At 54.1% G+C, this 22,752-nt stretch carries 27 protein-coding genes; all 27 read right to left on the minus strand.

Translation table 11 applies throughout. The features are described from left to right. Positions 1–4: 4 nt before the first annotated feature. The 27 genes from BN1969_RS19185 to BN1969_RS09100 all read right to left on the minus strand — a co-directional run bounded on the left by BN1969_RS19185 (position 5) and on the right by BN1969_RS09100 (position 22,645). Entirely contained in the window at positions 5–3,229 is a 3,225-nt protein-coding gene (locus tag BN1969_RS19185; protein ID WP_473206038.1) for a DUF4241 domain-containing protein, read from the minus strand. Positions 3,230–3,558: 329 nt separating this feature from the next. Beyond that, positions 3,559–3,885: a DUF5713 family protein gene (locus BN1969_RS08970; protein WP_050623996.1), complete on the minus strand. Its 327-nt coding sequence runs from the start codon at positions 3,883–3,885 to the stop codon at positions 3,559–3,561. A 16-nt stretch (positions 3,886–3,901) separates the two neighbouring features. Further along, positions 3,902–4,447, minus strand: coding sequence for a hypothetical protein (locus BN1969_RS08975; RefSeq protein ID WP_050623997.1), 546 nt, complete (start codon positions 4,445–4,447; stop codon positions 3,902–3,904). Between the two features lie 16 nt (positions 4,448–4,463). Beyond that, positions 4,464–5,468 carry a DKNYY domain-containing protein gene (locus BN1969_RS08980; RefSeq protein WP_050623998.1) on the minus strand — a complete coding sequence of 335 codons (1,005 nt, stop codon included), beginning with the start codon at positions 5,466–5,468 and terminating at the stop codon, positions 4,464–4,466. A 4-nt stretch (positions 5,469–5,472) separates the two neighbouring features. After that, positions 5,473–6,321: a YwqG family protein gene (locus tag BN1969_RS08985; RefSeq protein WP_050623999.1), complete on the minus strand. Its 849-nt coding sequence runs from the start codon at positions 6,319–6,321 to the stop codon at positions 5,473–5,475. Between the two features lie 23 nt (positions 6,322–6,344). Then, complete coding sequence (locus tag BN1969_RS08990; protein WP_050624000.1) at positions 6,345–6,899, minus strand: SUKH-3 domain-containing protein; 555 nt, start codon at positions 6,897–6,899, stop codon at positions 6,345–6,347. 26 nt (positions 6,900–6,925) lie between these two features. Then, positions 6,926–7,561 carry a hypothetical protein gene (locus BN1969_RS08995; protein WP_050624001.1) on the minus strand — a complete coding sequence of 212 codons (636 nt, stop codon included), beginning with the start codon at positions 7,559–7,561 and terminating at the stop codon, positions 6,926–6,928. Between the two features lie 22 nt (positions 7,562–7,583). Further along, the gene (locus BN1969_RS09000; protein ID WP_050624002.1) at positions 7,584–8,183 is read right to left on the minus strand and encodes a hypothetical protein; all 600 of its coding nucleotides are present in this window, start codon (positions 8,181–8,183) and stop codon (positions 7,584–7,586) included. Beyond that, complete coding sequence (locus BN1969_RS09005; protein WP_050624003.1) at positions 8,173–8,676, minus strand: DUF2004 domain-containing protein; 504 nt, start codon at positions 8,674–8,676, stop codon at positions 8,173–8,175. Before BN1969_RS09005 ends, BN1969_RS09000 begins: the two co-directional genes overlap by 11 nt. Positions 8,677–8,691: 15 nt before the next feature. Continuing rightward, on the minus strand, positions 8,692–8,931 hold the full coding sequence (locus BN1969_RS09010) for a DUF7336 domain-containing protein (RefSeq protein ID WP_050624004.1): 240 nt from the start codon (positions 8,929–8,931) through the stop codon (positions 8,692–8,694). A 21-nt stretch (positions 8,932–8,952) separates the two neighbouring features. Next, a complete protein-coding gene (locus tag BN1969_RS09015) occupies positions 8,953–9,792 on the minus strand; it encodes a DUF2262 domain-containing protein (protein WP_050624005.1) in 840 nt (279 codons plus the stop codon). 13 nt (positions 9,793–9,805) lie between these two features. Then, positions 9,806–10,396, minus strand: coding sequence for a hypothetical protein (locus BN1969_RS09020; RefSeq protein WP_050624006.1), 591 nt, complete (start codon positions 10,394–10,396; stop codon positions 9,806–9,808). Between the two features lie 25 nt (positions 10,397–10,421). Then, positions 10,422–11,030, minus strand: a complete 609-nt coding sequence (locus BN1969_RS09025; RefSeq protein ID WP_050624007.1) for a hypothetical protein — start codon at positions 11,028–11,030, stop codon at positions 10,422–10,424. A gap of 4 nt (positions 11,031–11,034) precedes the next feature. Next, positions 11,035–12,114: an ankyrin repeat domain-containing protein gene (locus tag BN1969_RS09030; protein ID WP_050624008.1), complete on the minus strand. Its 1,080-nt coding sequence runs from the start codon at positions 12,112–12,114 to the stop codon at positions 11,035–11,037. 26 nt (positions 12,115–12,140) lie between these two features. After that, positions 12,141–13,283 carry a hypothetical protein gene (locus tag BN1969_RS09035; protein WP_050624009.1) on the minus strand — a complete coding sequence of 381 codons (1,143 nt, stop codon included), beginning with the start codon at positions 13,281–13,283 and terminating at the stop codon, positions 12,141–12,143. A 10-nt stretch (positions 13,284–13,293) separates the two neighbouring features. Further along, positions 13,294–13,881 carry a hypothetical protein gene (locus tag BN1969_RS09040; RefSeq protein ID WP_050624010.1) on the minus strand — a complete coding sequence of 196 codons (588 nt, stop codon included), beginning with the start codon at positions 13,879–13,881 and terminating at the stop codon, positions 13,294–13,296. Further along, positions 13,881–14,090 (minus strand): hypothetical protein, encoded by a 210-nt coding sequence (locus BN1969_RS09045; RefSeq protein WP_050624011.1) that lies wholly within the window; start codon positions 14,088–14,090, stop codon positions 13,881–13,883. Before BN1969_RS09045 ends, BN1969_RS09040 begins: the two co-directional genes overlap by 1 nt. 41 nt (positions 14,091–14,131) lie before the next feature. Continuing rightward, on the minus strand, positions 14,132–14,674 hold the full coding sequence (locus BN1969_RS09050) for a hypothetical protein (protein ID WP_050624012.1): 543 nt from the start codon (positions 14,672–14,674) through the stop codon (positions 14,132–14,134). Positions 14,675–14,687: 13 nt separating this feature from the next. Next, on the minus strand, positions 14,688–14,939 hold the full coding sequence (locus tag BN1969_RS09055; RefSeq protein ID WP_050625449.1) for an immunity 17 family protein: 252 nt from the start codon (positions 14,937–14,939) through the stop codon (positions 14,688–14,690). Positions 14,940–15,042: 103 nt separating this feature from the next. Beyond that, on the minus strand, positions 15,043–15,552 hold the full coding sequence (locus BN1969_RS09065) for a hypothetical protein (RefSeq protein WP_050624014.1): 510 nt from the start codon (positions 15,550–15,552) through the stop codon (positions 15,043–15,045). 21 nt (positions 15,553–15,573) lie between these two features. Continuing rightward, the gene (locus BN1969_RS09070) at positions 15,574–15,852 is read right to left on the minus strand and encodes a hypothetical protein (protein ID WP_050624015.1); all 279 of its coding nucleotides are present in this window, start codon (positions 15,850–15,852) and stop codon (positions 15,574–15,576) included. A 31-nt stretch (positions 15,853–15,883) separates the two neighbouring features. Next, positions 15,884–16,726 (minus strand): DUF2262 domain-containing protein, encoded by an 843-nt coding sequence (locus tag BN1969_RS09075; RefSeq protein ID WP_050624016.1) that lies wholly within the window; start codon positions 16,724–16,726, stop codon positions 15,884–15,886. Between the two features lie 10 nt (positions 16,727–16,736). Then, positions 16,737–18,119, minus strand: coding sequence for a DUF6138 family protein (locus tag BN1969_RS09080; RefSeq protein WP_050624017.1), 1,383 nt, complete (start codon positions 18,117–18,119; stop codon positions 16,737–16,739). Next, entirely contained in the window at positions 18,116–19,585 is a 1,470-nt protein-coding gene (locus BN1969_RS09085) for a DUF6138 family protein (protein WP_242850310.1), read from the minus strand. The genes BN1969_RS09080 and BN1969_RS09085 overlap by 4 nt, the downstream gene beginning before the upstream one ends. A 14-nt stretch (positions 19,586–19,599) precedes the next feature. Then, complete coding sequence (locus BN1969_RS09090) at positions 19,600–20,715, minus strand: hypothetical protein (RefSeq protein WP_050624019.1); 1,116 nt, start codon at positions 20,713–20,715, stop codon at positions 19,600–19,602. A 702-nt stretch (positions 20,716–21,417) separates the two neighbouring features. Next, positions 21,418–22,023, minus strand: coding sequence for a cytidylate kinase-like family protein (locus tag BN1969_RS09095; RefSeq protein WP_077138738.1), 606 nt, complete (start codon positions 22,021–22,023; stop codon positions 21,418–21,420). Position 22,024: 1 nt separating this feature from the next. After that, a complete protein-coding gene (locus BN1969_RS09100; RefSeq protein ID WP_108980965.1) occupies positions 22,025–22,645 on the minus strand; it encodes a TetR/AcrR family transcriptional regulator in 621 nt (206 codons plus the stop codon). Positions 22,646–22,752 lie beyond the last annotated feature (107 nt).

A 22,752-nucleotide genomic window follows, 5' to 3' on the forward strand; every position in this document is an offset into this window, starting at 1 on the left:
CTCCTTATTCCTGCTCTTTGTAGCTGGCTTCAATATCGATGAACCGCACATACACGGCGCAGACTTCGCCCTTGGTGTCGTAGCCGAAGTAGACGGGATAGTAACCGTCGCCCCAGCCAGAGGCGAAGATGGGCAGGTTGCAGTCGGTGTCCGGCACTGTCCAGTTGAGCCAGTCGCCGCAGTCTCCCTGATATTTGGGGTGGGCTTTGGCGTTTTCCTCCAGCAAGTCACAGAACAGGTCGTTGTAGGGGTCGATGTCCGGGGCTTCCTCCAGCCGCTTGGTCCAGTATGCCTTAAAGGCCGCCTGGGTCTGGATGTCCGCCACACAGCCCATCCCGGCGTCTACGCCAAAGCCGAAGTAGTCATCATCTCCAATCGCCGCGTCCAGCTCCTCGCTGCCTGTCATACCCAGCTCATAGCGGACAGGCTTTTCCTGGCTGACCTCCACCTTGACGCAGGCGTAGCGGTCGCCGTATTTCTCACTGGGCACCACGCAGATCTTCACGGGATAAGTCCCGGCAGGAATGGTCTGTATAAAGGGCGGTGTATCCTCCAGCTCCACCAGCGGATCGCAGGCGAATATCTGCCCTGTGGGGAAATGGACGGCGCCGATGTCCAGCACATCCACCCCCATGCTCCCAATCACTTTTTCTGTAAAATGGGCTTCCAGGTCCGTTTTGCAGGCCAGCTTGTCCTTGATAGATTCGTATTTGTTCAGCCATTCTGTGGTAGGCATATCGGTATCTCCTTTCGCTCCCGGGTCCACCCGGATGATGGGCCGGTAAAAGTCATAGTCGCCGTTCAGGTCATTGTCCTCCTGCACTTCCGGCTTGCAATGAGGAGAACAGGGCAGAAACCCCAGGAACGGCCCCAGTCCGCCGCAGATACTGCGCCCGCCGTCTCCGCCGCAGGTGGTGAGTTTGTCAGCCTGCACCACTTCCCGCATGTAGGGGTCGTAGGCGATGGACAGACCGAAGAAGTTGGGCTGCTCCATGTCATAGGGTCTGTCCTGCTCCTCATCCATGTCCTCAAACCAGCGCAGGCGCATGGAGTAGTCCAGCCCATCCCCCCAGGGGAACAGGGTGCGGCACCCGCCGCCGCACAGGTAGGCCCACTCATCCGCCGTAGGCAGTGAAAGACCTTGCTTTTCCAACTGTTCAAGAAGCGCATGGTAGTCTGTGCGGTTATAGATCCAGAGCTGAAAGCCCGTTTCTGTTCGATCTATACGGGCTGATTGATGTAAGGTAAGGCTGTCAAGGCCGCTCCAGGCAAAATCACGGAACTGCCTCAGCCAGTCAGGGTGGGCAGTCAATCTGGGATTTTCCATCTGAACCGGCTCCCAGCAAAGTTCCTCCAACTCCCGGCCCACCAGCATGGGGCCGATGGCCGCCTGCCGGACGGGAGCCATGCTTTCTCCAATGAATTCTGCCGGGTCCTGCTCCAGTTCCCATTCTTGAAACAGGTACTCTAATTCCGCCCGGCTCTCCTGATTCAGTCCCACGGCAAACCTGTCCCAGCCAAGGGTAACGGTATCACCGGGAACAAAGACAAACTCCCGGCCATCTTTCCTGAAGATTCCAGTGGTGCAGCTCTGGCCCCAGCGGTCAAAGTGCTCTATCCGCACAAAATCCAGGTGGTACTGCTCTGAAAGCTGCTCCATGAGAGCTTGTTTTTTCTCAGGGGAGAGCTGGTCAAACTGGGGACGAAGCAGCATTTTTCCCATGTCCAGCCGGTTGTCTGCACACTTCTGCGGCAATTTGGATTCCTTCCCTGGGAGGAAGAAGGGCAGATTCGGATAAGTTTCTGGATACTCCCGCCAGGGCTCCAGCCTTCGGGGCTTGTTCGCCGTCCGCAGGAAACCCCAGAAGTCGGTGGGGTAACGGAACACCGGCCCCACGCCATTCCGTCGGGTGACGATGACCACCGTTCCATCGGTGAGCACTCCAATGTGCTGCATCTTTTCGCCTCCGAACATCCCCGGACGGATGCGCAGCACCTCCCTTGTGCTCATGTTGATAAGCTGGGCAAAGTCATCAGAGAGGATCTCTCCATTTCCCTGCACCAGCAGCCAGTCTTCGGTAAACCAGCGAAGTTTCAGCCCCTCACCCATTCCGGGCAGGTCGGCGATTCGGCACCGTCCGGTGTCCATGTCCAGCTCCAGTAGGCATTCCTTCACCCGCCACTTGCCGCTGACGGCGTGGATCATGTAGATGCGGCCTGTGCCGGGAACGGGGACTGCTTCGGAGAGGTGGTCGTATCCGTACAAAGGGAAGGGGTGCTCCGTGACCTTGCCATTTTCCCAGCGGTAAATGTGCCCCTTGTACCACTCGTTGGAAAAATAGACCCGGCCAAGCCCGTCCGCAGTGATGCCGCAGTGATAGGTGCCGCTCCAGCCATCCTTGGGCAGCGGCCAGTTTTTTACATCCTGGCAGGTGCCCCGGCCGGTCAGTTCAATCCGTGTAGCGTTGGTGGGATCGCCCACCCAGAGGGAATAGTCGGCCCAGAAAAAAGATTTCGGTGCGCCCTCATATCCGATGGGGGAAGGCTCAAAAAAGTTTAGAGTATTGGGGTTTTTGCATAGCAATGCCTTTCCAATCACTCCACTTGCGGAGGCCCTTGAAGCGGCATACAGCCCGGTTTGATTCGAATAGGAAATGCACCCGAAATGGCATAGACTCATGGAGCGGGTCACTTTCGGCGGACGGCAGCGCAGATCTGCCACACAACCATATTTCCATTCCTCGGAATGGATGCTTTTCCATTCCCCGGCCGCAAAGTCCCCTGCCAGAGAATTGAAGAAATAGTCGTGCTCGGTCTCAAGGATGTATTCCTCGCAGGGCATCAGAGCCCCGGGGTCCTGCTCTTTGGCATGGGCGCCCCATTTTCGTCCGGGCTGTTTCATCAGGCGGCAGTATTGCCCATGCTTTTTACAAAAGTGTTCCAGTTCGCTGCGTTCTTCCTCTGGGATCAGGATAAACAGATACTCGTCCTCTGCATCCAGGTTATATAGTGCCCAGCCGAAGGCGGACAGCTCCTGACCCAGAGCGTCCACACCCTTTTCGTGGGGCAGTTTCATATACTGGACGCCGACGGAATCAAAGCGTTCCTCCAGCAGCACCGGGACCTGTGCGCTCCATTTTTCTCGAAGTTCGGCCAGAGTGTCCTGCACAGCTCCGTCAAATTTCAGAATGTCCAGCGCATCGTCGATCTGTTGCTTGAAGTCAGCCATAAGCAAGTCTCCTCTTTTTCTGGTCTGCTGGGTACAGTGACAGCCATATGGTCAAATCGCGGACATTCTCCCCACGCCATGGTCGTCACCAGCTCCTTTCGCAGATAGTTTCCTCTTTCAATCTTTTTTTAGGTGTTTAATGTACTCACTTTCTGAGCCGTCCCAGTAGCAGTTCACGCACCGGCCATTCTGAAAATGATGGGGACAATTCGGGTAGCCATAGAGAATATGGGCACATTCCGGACACAGCCCCATCATCTGTGAGGAGCCTTTGAAAAACAGGCTGCCGCACTCATCGCAAATGACCAGTTCTTTTTCTGCCATGGGTATCACCAGTCCCTTTCCCGGATGGCCTCCTCAGTGTCAATGGGGATATTGAACCACTCCAGAATATAGGCCACGGCTGCCGCAATGCATTCCCGTGCCACCGTTTCGATCTCGCTGTCGTTCTCGTCAAACTCCTCCTGGAGATCATTGATGCCGCAGACCGCCTCGTCCAGTGTCTCCTGCACCACTCCGGTGGCGGTTTCGCCGCTCTCCAGCAGATCGATGACCTTCTGAAGCTCGTCCTTTACCTTGTCCACCAGAAAAGCAGGATAGTAATCGTCCTGATACATCTCGTCCAGCAGTTTGTAATTGGGGTCAAATGATTTCATAGGAATTGCTCCTTTCTCATTCAAACATCAAACCGTATGATTCGGTGAGGCTGCCATCATCCTCATGGAAAATACACTGATACAGAGGCTGACGCTGTGTTGCTTTGCGGAACCGCTCCAGAACCGGAGCCAGCGGCTCATCGGCAGGGATGCCGAGAGCATCAGACACCCGCCGCCAGCTGTCCATATCCATATCTTCCAAGTTACAGTTGCGCTGTCTCTGCCCGTATTCCTCCAGTGTTTTGGAATCTACATAGTGCTTTGCGTCACAGCAGTCGTGCCAGCAGATACAGCTCACGATCAGGGAAAAGAGGTCATCCATGTTCTCGGCCAGACGGCCTGCCTCACCTTCGCTGCTGTAATATCCAATGGAGCCATCTTCCAACAGGTGGTATTCTCCGCCGGAGCCATCCCTGGCAAAGGCCATACCGGGCAGGGAAAAGGTGCATCGGCCTTCCGCGTCATCCCGCGGGGATAACTCATCCAGCAGGAAGAAGTCAAACAGCGAATCAAATTCCTCTGCCAAATCAGGGGTTTCACGCAATATCTTCAAATAGTCCATTGTCGTTTTCCTCCGTTTACGGTTCTTGGGCCATTTTGCGCAGCTGTTCCAGCCACTGTGTTTCTTCCATTATCTCATCGTTCTGGTAAAAGTGGTCTTTATCGCGGGCCAAATGGTCAGCGAGCGGAGGTGCATCCAGCGGGGTGCATACCGTAAAACTGTCCCGATCCGCCCCTTTGATCTCCCGGTTGAGGTAGTACACCCGCTTGGCATCGCGGGAATACCAGTGCCCAAGTAGTTCCCAGGAAGTCAGCTCTGCTTTGGAAAGCTGTTTGCCGTAGGCATAGATCCGTTTCTCATCCCTGGCAAAATAGGTGTCGCCCAACGAGAGGAAAGAGGAAACTTCCGCGCCTTTGATGATCTTCACCTTGCCGTCTCCGTTGTGGAAGTAGACCTGCCGGCTGTCCTTTGCATATCCCTGTGGCGCGCCCGAATCGTTCTGGCCATTGTCCAACACCTGGAAGGCTGCCAGCTCTGCATCCGAGATTCTCCCGCTGGTGGTGTAGACGGCTGTTTTGTCCATCGCGTAGGCATAGTTTAACACCCGAAACGATGCCGGGTCTGCTCCACGCAGGCGAATCCCGCCGAGAAAGCAGGCCGTAGAGGATTTGCCCCAGTAATGCCAGCAGCAGAAGTCTTTGGGCGCAACACCCTTCAACAAGCCGTTTTCATATAGGCCGGAGAAGTAAACCGCTCCATCCTTGAGGAAAAACTCGTTCTCCACCGGCTCTGTGTTGGTGATCGGTTGGAGCATTTCTCCGTGCTCGGCTGTGATGCTCAACTCGATCTCATCGTCGCTATAGATCAAATGGAGCCCATGATGGGCTTTTCCATCGAAATGCAGTTCAATGTCACAATATTTGAGGATTAAAGGCTTCCCGTCGCTTCTCATCGTGGAAACGGCATCGGGATTCCCGAAAATTTCTATCACCTCATCCTGTGACATACCAAATTTCAGCGGTGAAATGTTCTGGGAATTCTGCAATATTTGATTGCGCCAAATAGTAAAATCCTGTTTCATATTTTTAACAGCACTGGAGGATCAGCCAGATCCGGTCAAAGCGGCGGGCTGCCAGATCCTCTTTGGTGATGTAGAAATAGATATGCCCGCAGTCTCCGAACATCAACTCGAAGTCACCCTGCTCCACGGTATCCAGCTGGAACAGCAGCATCCAGCGGTCACGGGCCGTTTCTTCCGCCCGCTGACGAACCTCCTTGGGGATATTGAGCCAGCCGTCGCCCAGATAGTAGCCCTGGGATACCAGGTCGCACTCGTCAAACATGCTGTTCTGGATCACATCGGGCCAGCCCAGCAGCTGGGAACGGTCATCCGGGTCCTCTGAGTCCTCGCCGGTCAGTTCCTCCCATGCATCGTCGAAAGCGTCGTCATCCTCCTCATCCGGGAACACCTCGCTGAAGTCCTGCCAGGAAGGATAGGAGTATTTTGAGTCCATCTTGATTTTGACCATAGGAAATTTGAAGTCTTCCTCCATATCCGCCGGGAAGTCAGCGGCGGACAGCGCGGACATGTCCTCGAACCAGTAGACGCGGGCACAGCCCTGATCCTTGGGGTCATAGCCCCAGCACTGGGTGTCCGTTTCATAGAAGAAGGAGAGCAGGCCGTGATCGGGCAGAAGATGCTCTTTGTCAAACTGGGCCAGCTCCGCACAGTTGAACTGAGCCAGGAAAGTGAGAGGACGATCCTTCACCACATGGTCATAGCTCTCGCCCTCATAGGTGGGCCAAACGAAGTCCGGCGGCACATCCGGCTTCCCGCCGAAGCGGGTGGCGCCCAGTTTGTATGTTTCTTTTCTGGCAATTTTCAGCTGAATGCTGTTTCTGCCCAACGACTCCAGTTTCTCTTTGATGCTCATGTCAGTTCCTCCTTGAAGAGTTCTTACAGCTTTCCATCCAGTGCCTCAACCGTTTTCATGGCAGCGGAATCAAATTTACACTGCCGCAGGTCCCGTTCGATCAGGGCAAACACATCTGGAAAGCACTCGATCTCATCCTGATACTCATATTTCGCATACAGTTTCCCATACTCAGAGATCCAGACCTCTGCCGGGTAGTAATAGCCGACGTGGCCGATGGGCTGGCACTTCTGACCAGCTGCCTGCTCAATTTCCGCCAGCTCACAGCCGGACATATCCCGGAAATAGGCGTCCTCCAAATGGTTTTTGATTCCGTTGACCAGGTAAGGGAACAAAGCGAATTGAAAGTCAGCTGCCCAGTTCAGTTTTTTCTGTTCCAGATACCACTCACAGCACAGGCCGAAATACTTGCGGTAAAACCGCTGGGTGGTCTTCATCATCGGGACACCATGATCGGCGTAATACTTCTCCGCAATGGAGATGTCCACTTTTCGCCCTTCCTGCCATCCGGCGTACTCCATCAGCTGCCTGACCTTGCTTTTGAGATTGCCGGAGATGGGGATGCGTTCTTTGATCATTCAATTCATCTCCTGTCTGCTGTGAATCAAAGTTCATGTGGATACCTAATCTTATCCAGGCCCGCCTTGATTTCTTCCCATTCGCTGCGTTTCGGGTTCAACGCAGTGACCAGTTCTTTTGTCACCGGAACCCCGTCAGCAAGCTGGCGCACAGCTTCCAAAGGCAGATCGGCCGGATAAAACCACTTCCCGTACTCCACATAGCTCAACGGATTGCCATCAATCGTGGAGAGCAGATCCTTGGATGCGTCCTCGCCGTCCATGGGATTGCAGTGCCATGTGGTGCCATCTTCCGTCCAGACGCAGAAGGTGCTTTTCATCTTTTTGACTTCACGGCTGCCCATGATCTTTTGTAAAGCAGAGGGCATTCCATCTGTCAGGTCTTCGATACGGGGAAGTTTTTCCTCCCAGTCGTAGAGTTCGGAATCCACACCGTTGATTACACAGCCTTCCGGCGCAAACATGACGATCATGCTCTGGTCACTGCCATCAGTGGCAAAGAATGCCTCTTTGCCTTTTCTCCATGCGGGGTTGTATGTATAGTGGCGGATGAAACTCCATTCCTCCTCCACCATGATGATGTCCAGAGCCGCCAGCCCTTTACAGAAGTTTTTCAGGCGCTCCGCATTGGGAAGGCCAGATAAATCTTTTGTGGAAATCATGTGGGTATCCTCCTGTCTTTCGTCACCACAGCCGGTCGATCTTGGTATATATCTTACTGGGTTCTCTGTCCATAAAACTGGTCAATGAGTCGGTGGGTTCTGCAAGCGGCATCACATTCAAAATGTCCAGCACATAATACCAGATTCCTGTATCCCAGTCCCGAAACCGCCCATTGCAGACAGCCCGACCATAATCACCAGGAATCAAACCCAGTGCCAGCTCATTGAGGGGGAGTTTTTGTCCGGTCTTATCGTAGGTATATCGCTCCGGCATCGCCCCGATGTGCCAATCATAGCGGTAACGCACCTGGATTCCGGACTCCTGCTGAATCAGTTCAAAAGGGCGAAGTCGCATTGTGCCATTCGGCTTCCATTCCATCAGCCTGCAGCAGTCCCTATCGATCTGAAATCCATCAGTCCTCTGTAAAATCGATACAAAGTGTGTAGGTAGGCCAAAGGAATAATAAGAGAAGAAGTCTTTAGGCAGCCGCATCGCTCTGGGATACTGGTTCCGTTGTGCGGCGGCGTTTCCACCCCGGCAGTCTTTATACCATTGCAGGCGGATCTGCTGAACCAGAAGTGTGGGCAGATATTTTTCTCTTTTTTGTTCCTCAGCTCTCATGGGTGATACAGAAGATCTCCTTGTTCAAATCAAAGTAGACCACCATCAGCTCGTCGGTGATCTCTGGGTTGAAGGACAGGTCCAGAATGAAAACTTGCTGGTTCATCTCGCTATCCACCAGGCTGCCGAACCGCTTGAGCTTCAAAAAGTCCGCCATCTCGGCAAAGGACAGCTTGGCCGGGTCGGTTCCCGGAAAAAGTTCCCCCGCAATATCCGGGCCTACATCGTCCCGGTGGAACTCCATAAAAAATGTCACAACGCTATGGTAGCGGCTGTCCTCGTCCGCCAGCGCCGCTTTGATGGCGGATTTGGCCTTTTCCGCCAATTTCTCCGCCTCATCCAGCATTTCTCCCACCGCATCCATGGCGGCAGGATCGCCGGTCAGTTCTTCCTCTACATCGAAGAGAAAGGGCAGTCCCGTGTCTTCGGGAAAGGCAAAGATCTCCTCGCCGGGCGTATATGCAAAATCAATGCGTTTACTGTTTATTTTCATAGTCATATCCTCTTATCACTCGGTCCATCTGGCTACATAAAAACCGTCTTTCCAACCGATTCGATCCAGCCCTTGTTCACATATTTCAAAGCAGGAAAGAGGATAGTCACGGAATCCTTCCTGATCCTTTAGCTGTTCAATCGCAGCTTTGGCCCGATGTTCCGTGGAGAATATGCCAATCATTTTTATTTCATCGTGGGAACCGAGGTCATCTTTTAATTCATGGCTGTGCCATAGCACATAAACCTTCTGCATTTTCTTTTTTCTCCTACTGTTTTACCCCTCAATGCAGGCATCCTTGACGCCCTTTTTCAGAGAGCCATAGACGGTCACCGCATGGTCGGTGAACATCTCATCGCAGTCAAACCAGGCGGTGAAGCTGCCGCCGGAGGTGACGGACAGGCTGGTCATGCTGATCCGCCGGACAAGTTCTTCCTCTGTGATGGGATCGGTTTCCGGGTTGCGGGCATTTTCATCATCCTGTGAAAGCCATTCATTAGCCAGCCCGGTCAGGTTCTTGGCCGCAAGCTCCCGCATGGCCTTGTCCCAGGTTTCACAGTCGGCCAGCAGCTTCTTGGCGGCGCTGCGGGCGCGGGTCCAGGAGGGCTTGCTCTCAGCATTGACCTCCAGGGAAAGAAGCACAGCCTTTCCGCGCCACTGGATCTCACCCTCAAAGGAACCGTAGTCCTTGTCCAGCTTCAGCTCACCCAGCACCTGGTCCTGGATCACCACCGGCTTGTGGTACTCGTCCAGAACCGCCTGAAGCTCCGGGCAGTCCTCATGGGCCTTGACCACCTGGGAGATACACCAGGGCCATGCCACCAGATCTTTTGCCCATTCCTCTTTCATCCGGCGGATCTTCAGGCGGCAGATCTGCTCGTTTTGAAAGCGTTCCCAGCCCTTTTCGCTGTTACGCTCCTCATCGGTGACCGGCCACTCCAGCCGCTCCTCTTTGGTGCTGACCTTGGCGGTGTCACAAAACACCACGCCCAGCGTCACAACGGTCATTTCCCAAAAGTTTCCTTTCCAGTTATATCCGCCTCCAATGCAGCGATTGATCAGAGCGACCACTTCCTGCTCCTCAGGCTCGTACATCTCATAGAATTCTTCAAACATAGATCATTCTCCTTTACAGCAGTTTCAGCACTGCGGCGGCAGGCTCGGCAAACTCCGCCGGGGCCTGCTCCAATATATCCCGGCAGGCCAGCGCCGCCTGCCAGGAGTAGTAATAGAAGCTGTAAAACAGGTCATCTGGAAAGACCTCGTCCTCCGCGTAGCGCATCTCATCTTCTTCCTCGTCGTATTCCTCCGACCACAGGTATTCTTCCTTCAGCAAATCGGAGAAGCAGGGGAGGGGAGAGGCGTGTTCCATCTCGTCTCCATCGTGGAAGCACTGGAGGATGCAGGCGAAGAATTCCAGCAGTTCCCCAGCCAGGAAATGGGCCGTGGGGTTTTGCTTGCTCTCTGCGAGGGCCTTCTCCAAAATCCGGCTCAGAAACACCATGCCGAAGGGGGTGGCGTGCCACAGGGTACTCTGGTGCTCCATGTTGGCGGTGAGCTCGTAGAGGGACTTTTTGACGGACGCCAGATCACGCATCTGTTCCAGCACCGCAAAATGCTCCGGGAAGTCCGTCCCCCGGCCATAGGCGGTGGTGAGCCGGTGCCACGGGATATCAGCGGCCTTGAGATGGGTAATGTAGGTTCTGTTTTCTTCTGTCATGTCGCTTTCCTCCTTATCCCGCTGTCTAACTGCGGTATTCCTTTTCAAGCTGGGTGTACCACCGTTTCAGCATGGTCTCCAGACTGGTTTTTCCGTTGCGGTCTGTAAAAACAAGGAACTTCTGCATCAGTCTGGGGAATAGATATTTGCCCGCTTTTGTCAGGTCCTGATTGAGATAGACCATCCGCAGAATACGGCCCTGCCGGTCCAGAGGGTTCTTTTTCAACAGCTCCTTTTCAAAACAGAAGCGCAGAAACACCACATTCTCGTCGTAGAAGTCCTCCACCACAGCCGCACCAATGCTGGTGTATGTAATGTCGTACACCAAACGGCTCCAATCAAATTTCTCGGCATAAAGAAGTTTCAGCGCCTTCTCCCAGTGTTCCTCCGGGATTACCAGCATCCTGTGCTGGGCGGTACTGGAGTAGCCGCGGTAGACGGGTTCCGGGTGTCCCAGCAGTTCGCTCACACTGTCGGCATAGACGAAGCACAGTTCCTCATCGAACAGGCCGCCGATGAAGTTACCATTGCAGTACAGCATATAGTTCTTGGACTTGGCCGGAGAATAAGAGAGGTTGTATTCCTGGGAGTCCAGGCTTTTATGTACCTTGTTCAGAAAGTCTATTGATGTCATGGCTTTACTCCTCAAACTCACCCTCGATCATCCCGTTCAGATACCGGCCGGGATCTGCGATGAAGTCATCCCATTTGGCCAGAGGGTGGAATTCCTCATGCTCGATGTCCAGATACCACAGCTTTTTGTCCCTGGGGCTCCACAGCAGCAGATAGTCGCTGTAGTTATCCATCTGCACCATCAGAGATAGCAGCTTCTTCCGCTTCCAGGTCATCTCCTGCACATCCATAAAGGAGTAGAGCTCCGCCCACTTCACCCATTTTTGCTCCGAGAACTCCAGCCGCAGGGGCCCGGCCTTCAAGTATTCCACCAGCTTGGCGGGCAGCTTATAGGGCATGAGCTGCCGGAGCTTCTCCTGCTCGTTGTGCCATTCCTCCGGTTCCAGGGCTTTTAAGTAGTCGGCCAGCTCCTGATTTTTGTTCTGCACCGCCACGGTGTAAGGCCGGTCGCCGTATTTGTCAGCAATGGTGATGTCGGCCCCCTGTTCCACAAGCCAGCGCACCATGGGGAGATTCTTATGCCGAGCCGCTTCGGTGACAGCGGTGGAGGCGTTCGGAAACACCATGTCCGGCTTGTGGTAGTTGATGTCCGCCCCTTTTTCCAGAAGCAGCCGGGCAAGTTTGGTATTGCCTTCGGACACAGCGGCCCGGAATGCCTCGCCGCCAAACTTGTCCACTGTGATCCCGGCCTGCTCCAGCACCTGGATATTCTCCGGGCGCTTGCCCCAGCGCACTTCCTGGAAGGCCCGCTCTTTCTGCTTCGAGCTGAGTTTTGCGGCCTGTCCAGCAAAGAGCGCCACCACCTCCGGCCCACAACAGCGGGCGGCGGTGAGCAGCAGGGGCTGTTCCTCTGCCAGACCGGGATCAGCTCCATGCTCCAGCAGGAAGTGGATCATAGGCACATCGTTCCGAAAAACCGCGATTTCCAATGGCATCAGCTTGATGTATTCGCTGAGCTGGATGGGAACATCTAAATCCAGACCGCCTTGAAGAAGCGCCTCCAGCTTGGGAGTGTCATGGTCACAGATGGCGGCAGCCGTTTCCGGGATTGTCTCCCAGCGGCCAATATATGCAATTTGGTACATAAGGCACCTACTTTCTCGTCTTGTACTCATTCATCCCCGAACCGCTCAGCAGCATCTTTGTAAACAGTAATACTTTCTTCCACTTTCACTTTTTCGCTGCGAATACGGAAGTATTCCCGCAGAACGCGCTTCAGTTCCGGGTTTTCCACCTTGCGGGGCAGCAGACTGATGAACATTTCGTCGTAGCTTCCGTACAGAACACCGCCCCGATTGTAAGTCTGCCATGTCACCGTAGGTTTGCGTCCTTCTGGGTCTTTAGTCAGATCAAAGAGCCACCGCTCATCCAGATCCACATAGCGTTCAATCATAAACCTTGTGTCATAGGTTCCATAGCTATAATCCCCCCAGAAAATCAGAGCAATCATTCCATCCGGGCCCAGGCGTTCATAGGTCCAGCCTTCCGGATAACAGCGGTAATGGAGCATTCCCAGCGCATGGAACAAATAGCCTTTTTGCGGCGTATCCAGAAGGGGCGAATAGGTCTCATACACCTGCTCCTTGGGCTGGGTGATGATCGCATTCATAAAGACCGGCATCAGCCAGCTGCCGCCGTAGCGTTCATTCAGCTCATCAGCCAATGCTTGCAGTCGCTCATCCGGGTTACTGATCAGGGAGGCGGTCAGCACCACAGCGGGAATTTTCTCTTTTTCCTTGGGTGTGGCATCCCAAATGCGAAGCCCGTCCGTAATCCACCAGGAGGTACAATCATCACGAGAATAAACAGGCGTGCGTTTCAGCTGGGCGATCCGCTGGGTGTTTTCCGCCAGGAAGCGGTAGACCTCCAGCATTTTAGGCGAGGCTTTCCCCAACATCAAATGGAAACAGAAGTTCAGTTGCTCTATATCCAGTGGCTTTGTGTCCCCCTCGTCCAGCAACTGGGAGAGAGTCTTCAGAATAACTGGGGCGATCTGCTCCGATACACAGTCGGAACAGGTATCCGACATGATATTGCTGCCCATCCATTTACCTTTGACCAGCTTGGCCCACAGTGGGGCAGCAGGGGCATACTCCAGCTGCGCCAAAGCCTTTTGAGCAGCCGTTTTGCACTTGCCCTTTTCCGTATTCACAAGCTGGAACAGCAGTTCGCCGTTTGCTTCATCCTTGCCCAACTCCAAAATGGCCTGTTCTCGCTTTACGCCCTTGGGGGGCAGTTGTTCCAAAGTCATCATTCTTTTTCTCCTATCCCACAATGGTGGTCTCCTTGACGACCAGATTGTCATAATCCATGGCGATCAGTTTTTCGGCGGCCTGTGGGGTACACATAAACCAGGTGCTCACGCCCCAGGCGTCCATCCTTGTGACGGTGAAAAAGTCGGTTTCGGCAGGAGTCGGATCTCTGGCGTCAAGATAGTGGTCGGAGTAGAGATACACCAGATCCACCTCCCGGTCCGGCAGCCACTTGGCCCGGCGCGCACGGGGCTTGCCGTTTTTCAGCGTTTTCTCCCTGGGGTTCTCAAACCACGCCAGTTCCTTGAATTTCAGTCCGGTGAAGGTATCCATCAGCCGCTGGGCGATCTCCCGGTGGGTAAATACCCCGCAGTCCCAGGAGCCCATCAGCCATGTCTTTATAAAGTCGCCCACCTTGCTGCCAGGGGCAGGAGGTCCGTAGACGCTCTCATCCGCCCACATGACTTCCATCTTTTCGCACTGATCCGGTCGGGGGCAGGATTGCTTGTTGCCATAGCGGTACATGATATTCACATAGCCATAGTCTTCGCCGGTTCGGTCATGGCCGACGGCGTCTATTTTATAAGCGGTTATGGACATTACAGCTTCTCCTCGTCCATGAGCTGCTCCTGCATCTCTTTGGGCAGATCATTCCACAAAATATCATATGTAAACTCCCGAATCTCCGGGTAACATTCCTGTGCGGTCTGCTCCGCAATATCTCCATCCAGATAGTGCATCTCCTGGTGGAAAAACCAGTTGAGCTTTTCCATCAGCTGGTAGAGGCGGATCTGTTCTTCTTGGGTCATGGGGCACCTCCTCGAATCATCAAAGGATGGAATGGCTGTACCTATGCCAGCTCTGCGTCCAAAATCTGGACTTGTTTCTCTTCCGCGTTCACATAGTAAAGGGCGATATAGTCAATGCCGTCCCGCTTGACCTGCTCCCAGGGCATACGCTCACCGTTGATCAGTTCCACGGTATCTGCCTCATCCGGTTCAAATGTTGCTTTTTCGTCCTCATAGTCAATGCTGTAACCCAGCTCCAGCACCAGCTTGGAGGCTGGGATCTCGTATCGCGTGAGGGGACGGTGCTCCAACTGGGCTGGATCGTGTTCATCGCAGAATAGATTGTCGTAGCCATGCCGTCCACCGTCAAAGATGACGAATTCCTCGCCGCTCTCTGGGGCGAGGGCTGCCACCAGTCCGGGGGCCTCATCGCTGTCTACAATATAGGATTGGGGCTCTCCCTTCACCGTGAGCAGATCTCCGTAATACCAGACCTCCAGCAGTTCACTGCCGGTGGTGGAACAGAGTGTCACGGTGGGCAGACGCTTCTCCGTCCACTCTTTCACATGGCCGGTGAGCCAGGTGGGATATTTCTCAGTCATCATAGTCTTTCTCCTCCTATTTCAATTTCAGTACAAATCCCCAGATGCTCACCACAATCAAGAGGACACCCAGCAGAAAGAAAACCACCCGCCGGTATCCTCTGCTGTGGCGGTGGGCATCCCGCGTACCAGCGGGGTCGCAGAGCCAGTTCCAGTTGCGGATTGCCCCAATTAAAATCACGGCCCCGATGAGCACCGAAGCAATGGACCAATGCTCTTGCCAAAATGNCTGTGGCGGTGGGCATCCCGCGTACCAGTGGGGTCGCAGAGCCAGTTCCAGTTGCGGATTGCCCCAATTAAAATCACGGCCCCGATGAGCACCGAGGCAATGTACCAATGCTCTTGCAAAAATGCTGTGATCTGTTCGCTGTTCATTTACAGATAACCCCCTTTTCATCATCGGGAGTTTCCCGCCGAATAAATTCCTCCCGTTCTTTCAAATCTATTTCCAAGGCTTTTTCCTCCTCCAGATACTCCTCACAGTCCCTCACCAGCTTTTGGGCATCCGGGTCATCCGGGGCCAGGGACAGCCAGCGCTTTGCGTATTCATAGGCGGTGGCAGCGGAGCGGTATGCCATCAGGCAGGAATAGCCCATCCGGGAGTTCCAGTAAGGGTCGTTCTCTCCCTGAAGGCGAACGGACTCCAGCAGATCAATGGCGTGTCCGAGGAGTTCTCCATCCACCTCACCATCCCTGCCGTGGGCGCTGTGATCCCCCAGCACCGCCAGATTGCTGTAAGCCCGACTCAGCTTGACGGTCAGCAGATAACCCCGCTCCTGTTCCGGGATGGCTTCGATAGCCTCAATACATCGCGAGAACTCGTCCGCATCATTCCACTGGTCAATTTGCTCCCGAAATTTTGTTTCTTCTGTCCGATTCATCGTTTCACCGCCTTTTCTGTGTCATCCTTTGCCTTTTTTGAAGTGTCCGCTGCCTCGCCAGGTGTTGACCACACAGGTAAAGATCTGACCGCAGTGTTTGCATCGGACCGTGTGAGCCATAATTTCGTCTGCCCATCCATCCTCAGTCTTTACCTTCTCCAGCGAACAGGTGGATTCCTCTGCCATCAGTTCAAATTGGCCTTGTCCCACCAACTGCTGGATATAGGCAATACAGGCCAGATAGTCCTTGGGGGCATCAAATTTTCTCCATGTTTGAATGGTTCGGCAGTGCTCGCACATAATGGATACCTCCTCCTGTAAACGGTTGTTGTCAGCCCTGTATCTCAGCGTCAACGGGGCCTTTTTTCAGCGTTCCATCCACAGTGATCACATGGCCCCAAAACATATCGTCGTCCTCATACCAGGCGGTAAAACGGCCGCCGGGAGATACTGTAAACTCGGTGAGCAGGATGCGCCGGGCAAACTCATCCTTGGTGATGGGGTCTTTCTCCGGGTCCCTGTCGGTCTGGTCATTGTCCGCCAGCCACTCGTTGGCCTGAGCGGTGAGCTTTTGGGCCGCCATCGCCCGTAGGGACTTGTCCCACGCTTCCTGCTCTGCCAGCAGCTTCTTCATCACATTGGTGACGCGGGTCCAGGACGCTTTCCTTTCGATCTCCACATCCAACGAGATCCGGACTTCTTTTCCCATCCACTTGCAGGTCCCATCAAATGTGCTCATCTCACGATCCAGCGTGAGGGTTCCCAGCACTTCGTCCTCCAGAAGAATGGGCTTTGTGTATTCCGCCCAAATCTCCTCCAGTGCCGGACAGGGTACGCCTTCCTCCAGTACCTCCGTGACATACCACTGAGGTTCGTTGAGGGCATCACCTTTCCAACCACGGGCTTTGATCCGGTAGATCTGGCCCTTGGCAAACCGTTTGGAATAATCTCCGGCTTCCCGTTCCTTGTCCGTCAGCGGCCAGCTCAGGTAACAGCGGACGGAGATCACCTGTCTGGTCTTTACATCCGCCATGGCAAGGGCGTGGGTATGCGCTGTCCAGAAGGTATCCAGAAAGGTCTTGTCCGCGCTGATACCGTCCTGAATCAGTACCAGCTTTTCCTCGTCTTCTAGGGCGTACAGGGCAATAAAGTCCTTGACTTTTCTCTTTTTCATGGCGTTCTCCTTACGCAAATACCTGCTGGTATTTCTCTTTCAGTTCCTTCGGCGCCGACTTGATGACCTTGCTGCCGCCATTTTCAGAGACCGGGCCCCAGATAGCCCAGAGCAGGCTCTGCCAAGCGATGGCCCGGAATTTCGGGTCTTCATTTTCTTCCGGCAGGAGATAAGCAGAAAAGCGGCGCTTAACTGCCAGCAGCGCATCCAGGCTTTCCGCATTGGCAATCAGACTGCGGAATTCCCTGGCAGGCTCCAGCCACTGCATAGACAATGCGCCCCGCACCAATACCCCCAGCGTCCATGGTTGGAAACCAAACTTCCGGATCAAGGCATGAAGGAATTTCTCTTGCAGGGAGGAGTGCTCGTCGTCGCAGAGATCCAGGTACTCCGCCACCAGTGTCGCCCACTGTTCTCCCTCCAGCCCCAGAGCGAACACAGCGAAAGAGCCAGGCATCGCACAGGCTTCATCCGCGAGGTTTTGGTACCATTCATACTCCCGCATAGCCAGCCGTGCATACCGCTCAATATCGGTGTGTAATTTGGGGTGCTGGACAGCACAGGCAAAGAGCTGATTGATTCCCTTCTTGGGCAGGCCGGGAATGGGCAGATAGAGTTTGTCCTTTCCACGGAACTCCACCGAGTAACTGCGGGGGAATTCCTCCTGCTCCAACACTGCACACAGGTAGTCCAGGATTTCAGCATAGCACTCCTCAGTGGAGTCCCTGGCGGTGATGCGGATGGTGGCAAAGGCATCATTGGCCGTTGCGGTGAAATGCTCCGTCTTACGCCGCTGGATACCCTTTGGCAATTTGCCGCTGCCATTGGTTTTCAGCTGCTTCACCATGTCCGGGCGAAGCTGGGAAACCAGGCCAAGAATGTGTTCGGTTTTGAGGGATTCAAAACTCTGTCCATACACTGTATGGCAGACCGCCACATAGCAGGCAAAGTGCAGCAGCCCTTCGTCCACATCCTCCGCTCGCAATTCCGGCCACACCGTGCAGGGCGGAAACACTGTAAACCCATCTTCCCGCTCTCCCACAAGGAAGTACCGCTCCTGCACCTGCTTTTCTATGTACTTCTCCAACTGATAGCGGATCTCATTCCAGCCCGCCAACCGCCGCAGGGCATCGCAGAAAATAACAGCTTCCTCATAGGGGAATCCCTTCAAAGGCAGTTTGGACAGATACCGATCCAGCAGCTGGCTGGGCAGAAAGGGCGTTCCGCTTTGGTTCCGAACGACCAGCGGGGAGCCGGAATGGTTTTCTTTTGCGGTTCCATCCAACACATCCTGGATGCACTGATCTGCGTGTTTCAGCACTTCGGGGTCCGTATCCGGTTTATGGATCAGGTAATAACGGCCATTTACGCCGTCGCGTTTCGGTAAACTCATAGCAGGCTGCCTCTTTCTTCCGGGTTCTCCGTTATCGGAACAAAAATCTGTGGGTAAAGTTCCTTCAGTTCCTCCGGAGCTGATTCCACCACTTTCTGACCACCCTTGGCGCTGGCTTTGCCCCAGATCACATAGCAGACCGTTTCCCACGCGTATTGCAGCACTTCCTCCGGGCTGGATTCTGTTTCCAGGGTGGGTTCCTCGTCATCATCGTCATCCTCGTCGGAGGAAAAACCGCTTGGAACGATCTCGGACAGGTGGATTTTTGCCTCCAGCAGAGCGTCCAGGCTTTCTGCGTTTGCCATCCACGCGGCATAGTCCTTGGAATACTTCATGTTCTGCATGGACAGCACACCCCGGACAAAAATGGGGACGGTACTGGCGGTAAATCCGGACTGTTTCACATACGCCCGGAGGAATTTTTCCTGTAAGTGGGAGTGCTCATCATCACAGAGATCGAGATAATCCCATACCAGCTGCTGCCACTCTTGCCCCAGCATTCCCAGGGCGAACACGGCAAAACTTCCGGGGAGAGCGCACTGCTCATCGCTGAGATTGGTGTACTGCTCATATTGCCGCATGGCAAGCCGGGCGTACCGCTCCATCAGGGGGTGGAGGCCGGGGTACTGCACGGCACAGGCAAAGAGCTGGTTTACTCCCTTTTTGGGCAGTCCTGTGATGGGAAGATAACTCTTTTCCGGCCCTTTGAACTCCACCGCATAGCTGCGGGGAAAATCCTCCTGTTCCAGAAGCTCACACAGGTAGTTCAGCACTTCATGGCAGCATTCCTCTGTGTTGTCCCTGGTAGTAATACGGATCACGGCAAAGGCATCGTTGGCCGATGCAGTGAAGTGCTCTGTTTTCCTCTTTTGCAGGTTGAGCGGCAGCCTGCCGGTTCCATTTTCCTTCAGCTTTTTCACCATATCCGGACGGGCTTTCTCCACTAATCCAAAGAGGTAATTGGTGTCCAGATACTGAAAGTCCATACCATATACCTTGTAGCTCACCGCCACATAGCAGGCGAAACGCAGCAGCGGCTCCGGGACCTCCTCTGCACGGATACCTGGTTTCAGGGAATACTCCCGATTCCAGAAGCGATCATCTTCATTGTCTGTTGCAACAAAATACTTCTCCTGCAGCTCCCGTTTGAGCATATCAAGTAGATGGTGGTCAATTTCACCCCACCGGCTCTGGCGGCGCAGGTTTTCGCTGAAGGCGATGGCCTTTTCCGCATCCAGGGTCTCGGCCCGCTGTATTTCGGTCCACGCCCTAAGCAGTTGCCACACCTCAAAGGGCGCACCTTGACTGCTGACTACTACCGGCGGCCAGAGAGAATCAAGCCGCGTGATTCTCCCGTCAATGGCATCCTGGATGCACTGGTCAAAGAGCGGTTGCAGTTCCTCCTGTACCTCGGGCTTCATCCAGTAACAGCGCCCGTCCGCACTATTTCGTTTTGGTAAATTCATTTGATGCACTCCTCTCAGGTCTGCTGGTGCTGCATGGATACGATCTGGCAGTCCGGGCAGAACTCCACATAGAGCGTGCCCTCCGCACAGTCAAACACTGTATCCCACTGGATCTGGGCCAGATACTTCATGGGCTTCCCACAGTGGGGACAGGTGGTATATTCCGCATCCTGCACCCAGTTGGCAAAACCGCCCACCGTGTTCACATCCTCGCAGGCTGCGCCGTAAAACAGGGGCACAGGCGCCTTACCCAGCACGAAGGGATTTTCGGTAAGGGCCTTGTAGTCCTCCGGATGGACATAGCAGTCCATCTTCTCCGCCCCGTCAAAGAGCTCGGAGGGAAAAATCTCCACGCCGCCGTCCAAAGTGAAGTGATTGAAGGCGGGGCCTTTCAAAAATCCCACACAGCTGGGGCAGCAGGTGGCGGTCAGGATACCGTCCAGCCCCAGGAACCGGAGCCGCTCATCCCGTCCGTCCAGCACCAGCATATCCACTATGCGTCCGTCACAGTGGGGGCATGTGTCCTTCCGTGCCCGGCCAATGCGGACGGGAGACTTCTCACCGCTGGTTCCCTTGACCATGGGATAGCAGGTGTCAAAGTTAAGTTGGATTCTCTGGCCCTCCTTGTCGAAGGTCCAGCCGCCAATCTGCGCATAGCTGGACGGGTCCACATAGAGGCCCTTGCGCCAGGGCCGGGGATTCCGCTCCAACTCCAACAATGTCTCCATTGCCTTTTCATCCCCCTGGAAGGCAAGGCAGCACATCAGGTTAGACGCTTCGCTGGAATTTTCCGTGGACAACAGCGCATGGATCAAGCCGTCCCGCACATCCTCTGGGGCGCGATAGTAAAGTTCAGAAGGCCAGAAAACCTCTGCGGCCAGCGCCGCCCGCTGGATCTCCGGGGGGATGGCGTCCCGGCAGCCAAGCAACTGCCAAAAGTCGGTGAATTCCGGGTCCTCCATATCAGCCAGCCGCTGGATGTTCTGAATCAAGTTTCTCTGCTTTTCGGCAATCTGTTCCAGCGTCCAGGCCAGGGCAGCTTGTCGCTCTTGTTCGCACTTGCATTTCCAACATAGTCCCTGATACCCAAGGGGCGTCCCACAGCTGGGGCAGGCGTATTTCAGATTCATATTCTCAGACTCCTTTCAGAAAATAGAAAAAACGCCCTGCGAGACCCTGTCACTTGGACAGGCTGACGCAGGGCATGAAAAGGGCGCAAAGAAGAAGCCACATCCACCCACAGATGTGATTTTCTCCATAAATAAAATCCATTTTTATATAGAAACAGAGTTATTTTTGACTGATTCGTGTGCATCTCCCAAAAACTTCCGCCTGCATTGCGCATCATTGAATGCGTAAAGTGCAAGCCGTTATCATAAATGATGGGGTCAAATCGCTCTTTTCCATCATACATAATTGCATGGAAATTATCAACTAAAACTTATCATTGCCTTTCCATATGAGAAAGAGGCCGAGATCGCGGATTTTGAAAGCTGCATTTTCCCACGTACAAGCAGTGAAAATGTGATATTGTATTCGCACAGAAATAACGGGGACGCTTTTTGAATGGTTTTTCAGTTGGAAATGTGGTCAAAAACGCTTCCTGCCCGTGGCTGAAGGTCATGCAGCGGCCCGGACAGGGAGCGTTTTTTGTATCTCTATGCGGCTGTTCCTGCGTTGTAGGTCAGTCAGAAAAAATGTGTAAATGATTCCTGTTGTCTGCAACGCAGGATTTGCAGGTCTATAAACAGGGGGAGAAGACTCCCGGGGATGCCATAAAAGGCTCGGAAGACAAATTTCTTATACAAAATCGAAAGATGAAACCGAATGTGTCACCAATTGCCTCTGGTCCAAGTGATGATATGCTCTGCCGTCTCCTCAATTCCCATCACAGAACTGTTGATGCAGAAATCATAATTCTCCGGAACCCCCCAATTTCTGCCGGTATAGGTGTCATAGTATTTTTTTCGCTGTTTATCAATTTTTCTGATGGTGTCCTCCGCTTCTTTTGGCCCGAGGCCCTCGATCTCCATCCGGCGTCTGATACGATCCCCGAAGGGAGCGCAGATGAACAGGCTGATCACCGGGATGCCGGCAGATTTGAGGATGGCATCGGCACACCGCCCCACAATAATGCAGGGATCTTTCTGGGCAAGTTCCAAGATCACCTGGCTCTGCATCTCAAACAGGATGTCCTCCGCCGGCTGGCCCTTCCGCACCTGAGGTCCGCCCTCATAGACGCCGGTAAAGAGCCAGGGATTGGGTGCTTTTTCCTCTCTGCCCGCAAACAGTTCCTCCCGCAGTTCCGCTTTCTGTGCGGCCAGAGTGATCAGTTCCCGGTCATAGCACCTGATGTTCAGTTTCTCTGCCAGCCGTTTTCCAATCTCCCGGCCGCCGCTGCCGAACTGACGGCCCAAAGCAATGATCGGCATCTTCATGTTACGAATCCTCCTTACAAATCTGCTCCGCGGCCGGGCGCGGTTCCGTCATCCGCAGGGTAGCGCCGCGAACATGATCTTTCAAAAGCTGGTCGGTAAACCGGATCAGCTCTTCAGGGGTTCCCTGGATCTCGCCCAGCAGCCACTCCTCGATCATGCTTGCCAGCGCCCCCACATAAAATTTCGTCAGCAAATCAACTTCGTCATCGGATGCGTGGTAGTTCAGTGCTATGACGATCCGCTGGATCGTACTCTGTATGATAGCGTGAATATCTGTCTGAAAAAAGCGTTTCAGATGTTCCCGGCTCAAGGAGTGCAGGGCGCACAGGCAGACCGTCCGGTTTTCCTGAAGATACTGAAAGAGTTGGAGCAGGCCGTCCTGCCACAGCATCACACCCTCATGCTCCCGCAGCAGTGCCACAGCCTCCTGGTCGAACATCCAGCGCACTGCGTCGTAGATATCCTCAAAGTGGTAGTAAAAATGCTGCCGAGCCATGCCGCAGGACTGCATGATCTCCGCGATGGTAATTTTATTCAGAGGCTTTTGTGCCATCAAAGTTTTCAGTGCGGCGCAGATCTCACGCTTGGCCGCCTCGCTGGCTTCGTATGTTCGCTGTCTCATCCCAACGACCACAGACCTTTCCTCGAATTCTTGATTTTATTTTAGCACAGATCCCAGGACTTATCATAGATGCAGATTAGGAGCAAGTGTCAGAAATCTGACATTTG

It is taken from the genome of Clostridium phoceensis, assembly GCF_001244495.1.
Lineage (GTDB): Bacteria > Bacillota > Clostridia > Oscillospirales > Oscillospiraceae > Lawsonibacter > Lawsonibacter asaccharolyticus.

Coding starts and splice junctions, on each gene's coding strand:
- BN1969_RS19185 (WP_473206038.1), bottom strand. CDS start 3,229: ATGGCTGACTTCAAGCAACAGATCGACGATGCGCTGGACATTCTGAAA.
- BN1969_RS08970 (WP_050623996.1), bottom strand. CDS start 3,885: ATGAAATCATTTGACCCCAATTACAAACTGCTGGACGAGATGTATCAG.
- BN1969_RS08975 (WP_050623997.1), bottom strand. CDS start 4,447: ATGGACTATTTGAAGATATTGCGTGAAACCCCTGATTTGGCAGAGGAA.
- BN1969_RS08980 (WP_050623998.1), bottom strand. CDS start 5,468: ATGAAACAGGATTTTACTATTTGGCGCAATCAAATATTGCAGAATTCC.
- BN1969_RS08985 (WP_050623999.1), bottom strand. CDS start 6,321: ATGAGCATCAAAGAGAAACTGGAGTCGTTGGGCAGAAACAGCATTCAG.
- BN1969_RS08990 (WP_050624000.1), bottom strand. CDS start 6,899: ATGATCAAAGAACGCATCCCCATCTCCGGCAATCTCAAAAGCAAGGTC.
- BN1969_RS08995 (WP_050624001.1), bottom strand. CDS start 7,561: ATGATTTCCACAAAAGATTTATCTGGCCTTCCCAATGCGGAGCGCCTG.
- BN1969_RS09000 (WP_050624002.1), bottom strand. CDS start 8,183: ATGAGAGCTGAGGAACAAAAAAGAGAAAAATATCTGCCCACACTTCTG.
- BN1969_RS09005 (WP_050624003.1), bottom strand. CDS start 8,676: ATGAAAATAAACAGTAAACGCATTGATTTTGCATATACGCCCGGCGAG.
- BN1969_RS09010 (WP_050624004.1), bottom strand. CDS start 8,931: ATGCAGAAGGTTTATGTGCTATGGCACAGCCATGAATTAAAAGATGAC.
- BN1969_RS09015 (WP_050624005.1), bottom strand. CDS start 9,792: ATGTTTGAAGAATTCTATGAGATGTACGAGCCTGAGGAGCAGGAAGTG.
- BN1969_RS09020 (WP_050624006.1), bottom strand. CDS start 10,396: ATGACAGAAGAAAACAGAACCTACATTACCCATCTCAAGGCCGCTGAT.
- BN1969_RS09025 (WP_050624007.1), bottom strand. CDS start 11,030: ATGACATCAATAGACTTTCTGAACAAGGTACATAAAAGCCTGGACTCC.
- BN1969_RS09030 (WP_050624008.1), bottom strand. CDS start 12,114: ATGTACCAAATTGCATATATTGGCCGCTGGGAGACAATCCCGGAAACG.
- BN1969_RS09035 (WP_050624009.1), bottom strand. CDS start 13,283: ATGATGACTTTGGAACAACTGCCCCCCAAGGGCGTAAAGCGAGAACAG.
- BN1969_RS09040 (WP_050624010.1), bottom strand. CDS start 13,881: ATGTCCATAACCGCTTATAAAATAGACGCCGTCGGCCATGACCGAACC.
- BN1969_RS09045 (WP_050624011.1), bottom strand. CDS start 14,090: ATGACCCAAGAAGAACAGATCCGCCTCTACCAGCTGATGGAAAAGCTC.
- BN1969_RS09050 (WP_050624012.1), bottom strand. CDS start 14,674: ATGATGACTGAGAAATATCCCACCTGGCTCACCGGCCATGTGAAAGAG.
- BN1969_RS09065 (WP_050624014.1), bottom strand. CDS start 15,552: ATGAATCGGACAGAAGAAACAAAATTTCGGGAGCAAATTGACCAGTGG.
- BN1969_RS09070 (WP_050624015.1), bottom strand. CDS start 15,852: ATGTGCGAGCACTGCCGAACCATTCAAACATGGAGAAAATTTGATGCC.
- BN1969_RS09075 (WP_050624016.1), bottom strand. CDS start 16,726: ATGAAAAAGAGAAAAGTCAAGGACTTTATTGCCCTGTACGCCCTAGAA.
- BN1969_RS09080 (WP_050624017.1), bottom strand. CDS start 18,119: ATGAGTTTACCGAAACGCGACGGCGTAAATGGCCGTTATTACCTGATC.
- BN1969_RS09085 (WP_242850310.1), bottom strand. CDS start 19,585: ATGAATTTACCAAAACGAAATAGTGCGGACGGGCGCTGTTACTGGATG.
- BN1969_RS09090 (WP_050624019.1), bottom strand. CDS start 20,715: ATGAATCTGAAATACGCCTGCCCCAGCTGTGGGACGCCCCTTGGGTAT.
- BN1969_RS09095 (WP_077138738.1), bottom strand. CDS start 22,023: ATGAAGATGCCGATCATTGCTTTGGGCCGTCAGTTCGGCAGCGGCGGC.
- BN1969_RS09100 (WP_108980965.1), bottom strand. CDS start 22,645: ATGAGACAGCGAACATACGAAGCCAGCGAGGCGGCCAAGCGTGAGATC.